Origin of the sequence: Corallococcus aberystwythensis (genome assembly GCF_003612165.1) — a bacterium.
GTDB classification, from domain to species: domain Bacteria; phylum Myxococcota; class Myxococcia; order Myxococcales; family Myxococcaceae; genus Corallococcus; species Corallococcus aberystwythensis.
On the sequence record NZ_RAWK01000346.1, the window covers coordinates 1 to 8,861 of the forward strand.

At 68.8% G+C, this 8,861-nt stretch carries 6 protein-coding genes and 1 pseudogene; 2 read left to right on the forward strand and 5 right to left on the reverse strand.

The genetic code is table 11. From position 1 onward, the window contains the following. Positions 1-125: 125 nt before the first annotated feature. Entirely contained in the window at positions 126-596 is a 471-nt protein-coding gene (locus D7W81_RS36865) for an acyl-CoA thioesterase (RefSeq protein ID WP_120560058.1), read from the reverse strand. A 166-nt stretch (positions 597-762) separates the two neighbouring features. Between D7W81_RS36865 and D7W81_RS36870 the strand changes: the two genes are divergently transcribed. Next, positions 763-2,592 (forward strand): metallophosphoesterase, encoded by a 1,830-nt coding sequence (locus D7W81_RS36870; RefSeq protein WP_208721604.1) that lies wholly within the window; start codon positions 763-765, stop codon positions 2,590-2,592. Positions 2,593-2,636: 44 nt separating this feature from the next. On the opposite strand, the gene D7W81_RS36875 is transcribed toward D7W81_RS36870, so the two are convergent. After that, the gene (locus D7W81_RS36875) at positions 2,637-3,470 is read right to left on the reverse strand and encodes a hypothetical protein (protein WP_120560059.1); all 834 of its coding nucleotides are present in this window, start codon (positions 3,468-3,470) and stop codon (positions 2,637-2,639) included. Positions 3,471-3,655: 185 nt separating this feature from the next. Next, complete coding sequence (locus tag D7W81_RS36880) at positions 3,656-4,942, reverse strand: DUF4032 domain-containing protein (RefSeq protein ID WP_120560060.1); 1,287 nt, start codon at positions 4,940-4,942, stop codon at positions 3,656-3,658. Positions 4,943-5,032: 90 nt separating this feature from the next. On the opposite strand from D7W81_RS36880, the gene D7W81_RS36885 reads away from it, so the two are divergent. Continuing rightward, positions 5,033-6,697 (forward strand): alpha-amylase family glycosyl hydrolase, encoded by a 1,665-nt coding sequence (locus D7W81_RS36885; protein ID WP_120560063.1) that lies wholly within the window; start codon positions 5,033-5,035, stop codon positions 6,695-6,697. On the opposite strand, the gene D7W81_RS36890 is transcribed toward D7W81_RS36885, so the two are convergent. After that, the gene (locus tag D7W81_RS36890; RefSeq protein WP_368773756.1) at positions 6,694-7,947 is read right to left on the reverse strand and encodes an imm11 family protein; all 1,254 of its coding nucleotides are present in this window, start codon (positions 7,945-7,947) and stop codon (positions 6,694-6,696) included. The two genes, D7W81_RS36885 and D7W81_RS36890, sit on opposite strands and share 4 nt — an antisense overlap. Positions 7,948-7,959: 12 nt before the next feature. After that, positions 7,960-8,739, reverse strand: a pseudogene (locus D7W81_RS36895) (AHH domain-containing protein); the annotation flags it as partial. Between the last annotated feature and the right edge of the window lie 122 nt (positions 8,740-8,861).

An 8,861-nucleotide genomic window follows, 5' to 3' on the forward strand; every position in this document is an offset into this window, starting at 1 on the left:
GGGGACGAATATGGGGGTTGGCGGGCTGGGAAGGGCTCATGAAGTTCCTCACGGCCGAATCTATCCGGCACGTCGGAGTGATGCCCGTGGACTTCGGTCCATGATGGCACTCGCCCGCTCGGGAACTACGCCTGCCCACCGACGGGACGGCCTTCGAGCGTCTCGATGGCCGCTCGCACGGCGGGCGGCACCGGCACCTTCTCGTGCGTGGCGTAGCGCAGCGTCACGATGATGGAGCCGCCGCGCGTGTAGAGCACCCCGTCATCCGCGCCCGCCACCGCATGCTCGAAGGTGATGGAGGAATTGCCCACGCGCGTGACGCGCGCGCCCGCCACCAGGTTCACCGGGAACACCACCGGCTTGAGGTAGTCCGCGTGCGTGTTCGCCAGGATGGGACCCACCCCGTCCGCCATCGTCGTGTCCGCCCCCGCGCCGGACGGGCCCACCAGCCCGATGCGGGCCATGTACGCGATGCGCGCGGATTCGAACCAGGTGAACGTGCGGGCGTTGTTCACGTGCCCGAACGCGTCCATCTCGCTCCAGTGCACGGGGAAGGGCACGACGACGGGGAAGTCCTTCAGGGAGGCGTTCGACATGCGCCGCAGGGTCGCAGGGACCGTCCCGCCAGGGAACGGAAACCACGCCTGCCTGCCCTCCAGGAGTCCGGTGCAGCCATGCTAAGCCAGGGGTCCATGGCTCTCCGGTCCACGCTGGCGCCGCCCGCCTTCCCGTCCCCTTCCCTCGCCGTCCCAGGGCTCCGCGATGGCCGGTGAACCCACGCGTCCGGAAGGCGACCGCCGCTACGAACCGCCCGCGCCCTGGGCCGAGGACCCCAAGCCCGCGCCGCACCTCGTGCGTGAACGGGGCACGGCCACCGCCACCAATCCCCAGAAGCACGCGGACATGGTGCGCTGGCTGCACCCCGGGCAGGTGCTGCGCACGGGCCTGGACGCGGTGGTGGCCACGGTGTTCGGCGCGCGTGCGGACCACCGGCTCATCGAAGCGGTGGTGCGTCCGCAGCAGCCCTACTTCGACTACTCGGAGGAGACCGGCGCGGACGGCGACTTCTGGCTCGACTACGTCTCCGACATCGGCGACGGCTGGGACTCCACCTACGCGGTGGCGCGCCTGCTGGCGCTGCCGGAGCTGCGGCTCCCGGAAGAGGACGGCAAGACGGCCCACATCACGCCGCGAGGCCGCGTCCTCGTGTTCGGCGGGGACGAGGTCTACCCGGGCGCCAGCCGTGAGACGTACGAGGAGCGCACGGTGCAGCCCTACGAGGCCGCCATGCGCCGCTCGCAGGCGCCCCACCCGGACCTGTTCGTCATCCCGGGCAACCACGACTGGTACGACGGCCTGTCCGCCTTCATGCGGCTGTTCTGCGCGCAGCGCTGGCTGGCCGGGCGCCGCACGCGGCAGAGCCGCAGCTACTTCGCGCTGAAGCTGCCGAAGAACTGGTGGCTCATCGGCACGGACGTGCAGCTCAACAGCGACATCGACGTGCCCCAGGTGGAGTACTTCCGCCACGTCGCGGAGCAGATGGGCCCCGACGACCGCGTCATCCTCTGCAACGCGGAACCGGCATGGGTGCTGGCGGCGGCCGCGCGGCGCCACAAGGGCAGCTACCTGGAGAACAACCTGGAGTACCTGGAGGAGAAGGTGCTCGGGCGGCGCATCGCCGTGTTCCTCGCGGGGGATCTGCACCACTACCGCCGGCACGAGGACGACACCGGCCAGCACCGCATCACCGCGGGCGGCGGCGGCGCCTTCATGCACCCCACGCACGCGCCCGCAGCGCCCGTGCTGCGCGACGGCTCCACGCTGCGCAAGAGCTTCCCGGACGAGTCCACGTCGCGGAAGCTCGCGCGCAAGAACCTGCTGCTCATCCGCCACAGCCCGCTGTTCGGGCTCATCACGGGCCTGTGGTACCTGCTGCTCGCGCTGGCGGCCTACGCGGAGGTGGGCTCGCTGGGCCTCTCCCGCCTGCCGGAGGTGGTGACGGCGGTGGCCAACAGCATGGTCAACCGGCCCTGGACGCTCATCCTCGGGATGGTGACGGTGGGCGGGCTCGCGGCGCTGGCGGACGCAGCGCTCGGGAAATGGCGGGCGCTGCTGGGCGGACTGCACGGCGTGGCGCACATCGTGGCGGCGTTCTTCATCGCCTGGGGCGCCACCTGGCTCACGGTGAGCAAGCTGGGCGTGTGTCCGGTGCTGACGCCGGATGGCGCTCACTGCGCGGACGGCTGGCTGCACCTGGCGGGCAAGTTCTTCTTCTCCAGCGCGCTGACCTTCGTGGGCGGCTTCCTCGTGGGCCCGTTCATCACGGGCGTGTACCTCTGGCTGAGCGTGAACTTCTTCGGCGCGCACTCCAACGAGGCCTTCGGGTCGCTCGCGCTGCCGGACTGGAAGAACTTCCTGCGCATGCGCATCGGGAAGGACGGGGCGCTGACCATCTACCCCGTGGGCCTGGAGCGCGTGCCGCGCAAGTGGAAGCCCACCGGCGCGGGCCCCATGTCACCCGCGTTCGACCCGGACGACCCGGACGCCACCGAGCCGTTCCTCATCGAGCCGCCCATCCGCGTCTGCCGCTGACGCCCTCCCGCCCGGCACGGAGCGGGAGGGCCGCCGGCGGGCTCTTAGTGGGACACGGTCTCGTTGGACAGCGACACCGTCTTCGCCGTGCTCTGCACGAGCACCTGGTCGATGCCCTGGGCGCCATCGCTCGGCGCGTCCGAGATCAGCACCAGCTGATCCCCCGCGACGATCTCCGGAGCCGCCTTGGCGGAGTCACCCACGGAGAAGGCACCGAAGGGCGTCTGGAAGGAGAAGTCGAGGTAGGGATACTTGCCGTTGCCGAGCACCCACTCCTCCTGGTTCACGCTGCCGACGCAGGGGACTTTGCAGTAGGCACACTGAATGGAGCCGCCCCCGCACAGCTTCATGCACGCCCTGTAGTTGAGGGTGGTGCAGGACTTCTTGCCGAGGCTCGCGATGGACCTGGCCCCCACGCTGCCGCTGGGCAGTCCGCTCACGGAGGCCACGAGCTGGCCCTTCAGGAACACCATCGCCGAATAGGTGGTCGGCTTGCCGTCCGCGTCCACGAAGCTCGCCGCGAACTCCTGCCCGTCAGGCGTGTCCGTGACGATGGAGGCGGCGACCACCTTGCCGCCGGAGACGACCGTCTTGATGGTCGACTCCCGGGCCTCGCCGGAGGGCTCGTGGGCCAGCCCGGCGCTCCAGCCCTTCGCGTGTTCGGTGTCCACGGTCACGCCGCCCTTCGCGGACGCATCCGGGAACTCGACGAGCAGCTCCTCCTGCTTGACGTCCACCGTCAGCTTCGCGCCCCCCGAGGCGCAGTGCTTCATCACCGCGAACTGGACGCAGTCCTCCGCCCGAGCCTCCGCGAGCGGAAGGGCCAGGACGAACAACGTGGCGAGGCTGGAGTGGGCAAGACGGCGGAACAGACGCATGCGGGGGGACTCCTGACAGGTTCCAGGGAAAATCCCTGGAAGACGGCCAGCGCCCGCCTTCATCCAACATGCCAACGACTCGCCGTGAACCCCGGAGCCTCACAATCCCAGGCATGCGCACCGGCCCCGCCGTGAACCTGTGACATCGGGTGCCACAGCGTGAAGGGTTCTTGTGACCGGCGGGGCTACAGGTCCTTGGAGGGCCGCGCCGTGTCTTCCACGAGCGGCGCGATGCCGGGCTGCTTGCGGGTGAGCGTCACGTAGTCCTGGAGGGCCGCGTCCAGGCCCACGTCGCGCTTCGCGCGCTCGGACAGGAACCACTTGTGCTCCAGCACCTGGCAGTAGAGCTCCGCGGTGTCCGCCGCGCGGCCCAGGTCCTTCTGCAGCCGTGACAACGTGGGGTGATAGCGCTCGTCCAGCCAGCGGAACGCGGCCACGCTCAAGGGCACGCTGCGGTCCAGCTTGCGCGTGAGCGTGGCCTTCATCTCCTGCATCTCGTTGAGCAGCAGGCTCGCCTGACGCTCCTCCGCGACGATGCCGGTGAGCGTGTGCAGTTGGTGCCGGTGGTACTCGCGGTCCGTGACGATGGTGCGCATGCGCAGCTGGCTGCCCTGCCCGCTCGCGAGCAGCTCCACCTCGCCCACGGAGAAGCCCAGGTCGTTGAGCGTGCGGATCCGCTCGTGGATGCGGTAGCTCTCGTGCGGCTGGAGGATGAGCTCGCGATTGATTTCGGCCCACAGCCGCTCGTAGCGCTGACGGATGCTGGCGGCGGTCTCCTGCCAGGCCTCCAGCTCCTGGGGCAGCTCCTCCGCCAGCTCCACGCGAGCGGCCAGGTCCGCCAGGCCTCCGGCGACGTTCTCCTCCATGATTTGGAGGTCCATCTCCCGCTGGCCGGAGGAGAGCTGCTCGTGCAGTTCGGACGTCTCCGCGTCCACCGCGTACGCCTGCAGCTCGCCCGCGTCGCGGCGGAAGAGCACGTTGGACAGCGAGCAGTCGCCCCAGAAGAAGCCGCCCAGGTGCAGCCGCACCAGCAGGCCCGCCATCGCGTCCAGGAGCCGCGACCGGTAGCGCTCCAATCCCTGGTGCATGAACAGCGCGCGGTACGGCAGCGACGACGCGAGGTATTGGGTGATGAGCAGCCCGGGCCTGTCACCGGGCGAGGACTCCAGTCCTTCTTCCGTCTGGACCGCCAGGCCCACGGGACACACCGACGGCAGCCGGCGCTCCTCCAGGCCGCGGAGCAGGTCGTACTCGCGCTGCGCCACGCGCGCGGGCGTCTCCTTGAAGGCGTAGATGGTGGCGCCGTAGCTGACGAACACCACGACGTGCCGGGACAGGCCGCGCGGCACCTCCACCACGCGCGGTGAACGCTCCGTCCACGCCTCCAGCGGCAGCTCCCACGGAAGGTCGAGGAAGTCCGGGTGCCCCTGCCGGATATGCAGGGAATGGAGGCGGCGCGCGGCGTGGGACATGTTGGTCACCAGCCTACCGTCCGCGTGAACGCGCTTCATCCGGGCCCCGCGCTGGCCGGGGTGGAACGTTCGCTGTTAGAGGGGGAAGCCATGCGACCCCTCCGCGGCCTTTCCCTCTGCAGCGCGGCCCTGCTGTCGGCCTGCGCCGGTTCCTCGCCTCCGCCCGCTCCCACGCCGTCCCCGCCCGGAAACATCACGCTCGCCGCGCCCGCGGGAGACGCGTGGTACCGGGGCGCGGTGTTCTACGAGGTGTTCGTCCGCAGCTTCCAGGACTCCAACGGCGACGGCGTGGGCGACCTGCCGGGGCTCATCTCGCGGCTGGACTACCTGAACGACGGCAACCCCGCGACGACGGACGACCTGGGCGTGGACGCGCTGTGGCTGATGCCGGTGTTCGCATCGCCCAGCTACCACGGCTACGACGTGACGGACTACGAGCGCATCCAGACGGCGTACGGCTCACTGGAGGATCTGCAGCGGCTGTGTGACGAGGCGCACCGCCGGGGCATGCGCGTCATCCTCGACTTCGTCATCAACCACACCAGCGCGTCGCATCCGTGGTTCGTGGACTCGGCGTCCTCGGCGCAGTCGCAGAAGCGGGACTGGTACCAGTGGCGAGCGAATGATCCGGGCTGGAAGCAGCCGTGGGACATCTACTCGACGACGGGCACGTGGCACCGTGAGGACAGCGGCTGGTACTACGGCGTCTTCTGGGGCGGCATGCCGGACCTGAACATGCAGACGCCCGCGGTGCGCGAGGAGATGAAGCGTCTGGCGACGCTGTGGCTCCAGCGCGGCGTGGACGGCTTCCGGCTGGACGCCGCGCGCTACCTCATCGAGACGGGAGGCGGCGCGAGTCAGGCGGACACGCCGGAGACGCACGCCTTCTGGAAGGAGTTCTCCGCGCACGTGCGTTCGGTGAAGCCGGAAGCCGTGCTGGTGGGTGAGAACTGGAGCGAGACGCCGTCGGTGGCGAAGTACTACGGCTCCACGGCGACGGTGCCGGGCGGGGATGAGCTGCCGCTCAACTTCAACTTCCCCCTGTCCACGCGAGTGATTGAAGGCATCAACGCGGGCAACGCCGGCGGCGTGGCGGCGAAGCTGTTGGAGATGAAGAACAACTACCCGGCCGGGGTGGCGGACGCGCCCTTCCTCACCAACCACGACATGGTGCGGCTGGCGACGCAGTTCTCCAACGACGGAGGGAAGCTGGGGCTGGCGGCGGCGGTGGTGCTGACGCTGCCGGGCGCGCCGTTCCTCTACTACGGCGAGGAGGTGGGCCTGGGGAACGGCAACGCCAACAACGACGAGTCCAAGCGCACGCCGATGCCGTGGACGGCCGCGGCGGGCGGAGGCTTCACCACGGGGTCGCCCTGGTACGCATTCTCCAGCGGCCGGGAGACGGCGAACGTGGAGGCGCAGCGGAGCAACCCGGGGTCGCTGCTGTCGCGCTACCGGTCGCTCATCCACGCGCGCCAGGGTTCGGAGGCGCTGCGCAACGGAGGCCTGCGGCTGTTCACGGCGACGACGGGCGTGTCGCGCTCGCTCGCGTTCGTGCGGACGCTGGGCGACGAGCAGGTGCTGGTGGTCCACAACTTCTCCACCGCGCAGGAATCCATGGGGCCGTTCGACGTGGAGGCCACGACGGCGGAGCCGCTGTTCCTGGACTCCGGAGTGACGCCGCTCAGTGGAGGCACGGGAGCGTGGAAGACGAGCCTGCCCGCGCGCTCCACGGGCATCTGGCGGCTGCGTTAGCTGACGACGGGCTGGCGCCAGGAGCGGGAGAGGTGGCCCTCTCCCGCTTCGTTGAAGCGGCGGATGAGCTCCGCCGCGGCGCCCCGTTCCTGGCGGAGGAACCACGCCAGCTCCGCGGGCATCAGCACCTTCACGGTGAGGAGCCGGACCTCCCCGCCGGGAAGGGTGAAGCGCGCGGGGAGCGAGTCCGTCTCCATGCCGATGAGCACGGCCACGCGGCCTTCGGGAGTGATGAGGGTTTCGGGAAGGCCCACGCCATGGACCTCCATGGACAGCGTGCCCTTGGACAGGGTGGCACGGAGCCTCTCGAACTCGGCGACTTCATAGGCGACGCGTTCGAGGAGCTGAACCGGCCAGCTCTTCCACACCTCCCCCAGCGGCTCCGGGGTCTCGATGGCGAGCTCCAGTCCGAAGCCCGCGGTGGGGCGGTCCAGGATGTCGTTGAACGGGTCGGACAGGCCGTCGGTCACGATGAGCATGCCGCCATCAGGACGGCGCATGGCCTCCCACCACTGCCGTTCGCCGGGCCATGGGCCGCCAACGACCGGAGGAATGTAGAAGTCGTCAGACATGGTGCCGAGCTCGCGCCACACGGCCGCACGGGCACGGCGAGCCTGATCCCACAATTCGCCACGCCTCTTCGTCTCCGCGCGGCGAACGGGGTCGAAGGTCGGCGGCCCCGAGACCGATTCGAACACCGCGCCCGTGATGCCAGCACGCTCCATCGCCTCCTTGATGTCCTCGGAGACGATGAGAACGACATCCCATTCCGAAGGGCGGAACACCTTCGCATCGCCCACCTTCGACGGGTCGATGCGCATGCCGTAGATGGACCTGAGAGTGCCGAGCTTCTCCGGAACCTCATCCTCTTCGGTCCAGAAGTAGGCCTCTTCCGAAGCCTCGATATCGACGCACGGAATGGTGCGGAGGGCATTGAGGATGAAGTACGGCCCTGCGTGGGAGTCGACCTTGACGGGGATCAATTCCACGTCGTTCGGAGCCAACTCCTGAAAAAGAGCCGCGAGCCTCGCGTTGATGACCGGGGTACCGAACGCCGCATGTGAGTAGTCACGGGATTCCCCCTCCAGGTCCAGCGGAAGCCGAATCGGGTCCTTGAAGTGCGCGGGTTCTCCACCCGTGAACTGCCAGGGATCGTCGAGTTCGCGACCTTGGAGGTCAAGCGGATGCCCCAGGCACCAGAATCCTTCCGCGACATCCTCATGAAGGTCGAAGTATTCCATGGTCCTCATGGGTTTGCCGCATCACTCAAGGCCAGTCACCCACCGATTCATGATGCCCCCTTTTCTGGTGATTTGACTGGCAAGACTTCTCAACTCATCGGTCAGCAGAGCCCTGCATTGCGCCATGCTGCGGCACTTGTTCGTTGCTCGGGAAAGGGACCTCAATACCCACTGATGGTACGCCTCTGGATGCGGTCCCCTGTGTCCCGGCACACGAACCTTGTTCGCGGGATCATCAAGCGACATCCCCGCCTTGTCGAAGATCTTCTGGAACTGGGGAGACCACGGGCCACCACGGTTCGTGGCACTCCACCACTTGTTGGATGCGATGTGGTGCTCATGTCCTTCCGCATCCGCGCCACTCGCGACGGGCCCCTTGTCGTCCCGAGCGGACATGGCCACCGCGTTCGCCGGCAGCACCAGGGTGATGACGCCCTCGGAGGACACGGCCGCGGACTCCACCTGCGCCGCCGCGCCCAGCCGGAAGCCACCCGCCTCCGCGGCCACCAACGCGGCCTGCCCTGAACCCGGGAGCGTCGCGACCTTCGCCGCGAACGTCTCCGCCGTGCTGCCCACCGCCGCCAGCGCCAGCATCACGAACGCCCGCGCGGCGTTCTTCCCCATCACCTCGCCGTACTCCTCCCCCGCGTCCCGGAGCTCATCGAACGTCCGCGCCACCCGTGCCTGTTCGGACAACTCAATCCAGCCCTGGATGAGGTTCCACACCGTGTCGATGCCAAGGTAGGCAATGAGCACCACCGTCATCGTCGCCGCGATGCCCTTCGACACAGGCTCGGGCAAGCCCCTATCGACGCACCCCCTTGAAGACGAAGTCGCCATTGGATTCGGTGGTCATCACCCACCCGCTCCATCCGCTCGCGGGCCGCTCACTCCCTCTTATCGAGCGGTTGAGATATCTGGGG

Coding starts and splice junctions, on each gene's coding strand:
- D7W81_RS36880 (WP_120560060.1), bottom strand. CDS start 4,942: ATGTCCCACGCCGCGCGCCGCCTCCATTCCCTGCATATCCGGCAGGGG.
- D7W81_RS36870 (WP_208721604.1), top strand. CDS start 763: ATGGCCGGTGAACCCACGCGTCCGGAAGGCGACCGCCGCTACGAACCG.
- D7W81_RS36865 (WP_120560058.1), bottom strand. CDS start 596: ATGTCGAACGCCTCCCTGAAGGACTTCCCCGTCGTCGTGCCCTTCCCC.
- D7W81_RS36875 (WP_120560059.1), bottom strand. CDS start 3,470: ATGCGTCTGTTCCGCCGTCTTGCCCACTCCAGCCTCGCCACGTTGTTC.
- D7W81_RS36890 (WP_368773756.1), bottom strand. CDS start 7,947: ATGAGGACCATGGAATACTTCGACCTTCATGAGGATGTCGCGGAAGGA.
- D7W81_RS36885 (WP_120560063.1), top strand. CDS start 5,033: ATGCGACCCCTCCGCGGCCTTTCCCTCTGCAGCGCGGCCCTGCTGTCG.